Origin of the sequence: Neorhizobium sp. BETTINA12A (genome assembly GCF_023006485.1) — a bacterium.
In the GTDB taxonomy this organism is placed as follows: domain Bacteria; phylum Pseudomonadota; class Alphaproteobacteria; order Rhizobiales; family Rhizobiaceae; genus Neorhizobium.
Genome location: NZ_JALBGW010000362.1, coordinates 1 through 590, shown reverse-complemented (window position 1 = coordinate 590; position 590 = coordinate 1). Strand labels below are relative to the sequence as shown.

1 protein-coding gene is annotated in these 590 nt (G+C 68.5%); it reads right to left on the bottom strand.

Annotation, left to right across the window (positions count from 1 at the left end; genetic code table 11):
• The coding region (locus tag MOV61_RS30170) for a DUF2339 domain-containing protein (RefSeq protein WP_247139208.1) at positions 1-590 on the bottom strand (590 nt) is incomplete at both ends.

Genomic DNA, 590 nt, shown 5'->3' with positions numbered 1-590 from the left:
CCAGCGGCTGGCGCCCGAGCATCCCGCTCCAGCCGCTTTTGGCCACACGGTCGGTGCCATAGGCGGCCCCCGGCCAAAAGCAGCCGGTGCCGGCGATCATCACGATCAGCGTCAACGTCGAGGGCATCGGGTCGAACTCGGCGGCGCCGAACGTATAGGCGATCGCCCAGAGCCCGATGCCGATATTGGCGAGCATCGGCACGATCGTCCAGCGGCGGAAGCGCGAGGCGGCATTGACGGCCACCCAGGTGAGGCAGAGGAAGGCGAACAGCGCATTCGGGTTCGGTTGTTCGCTGGCGACCAAGGCCGGCGTCAGCAGCGAAGCGAGCAGGCCGAGCCCGGCCAGCGCCTGCCCGTGCAGCAGCGACAGTCCAATGGTTGCGAAGGATACGAGCGCGAGCAGGATGAAGGCCGGCGTCGCGCCGATGAATCCGTAGACGCCGTAGGCCGCATAGATCACGCCCAGCAGCGTCACTGCACCCGCCGCCGTCAGCGCGCCGGGGATCATTGCATTGCCGAACCGGTCGGATACCTGCGGCATCGCCCGGCGTCGGACGATCTCGCCGCCGGCCATCAGCACGAGGCCGAAC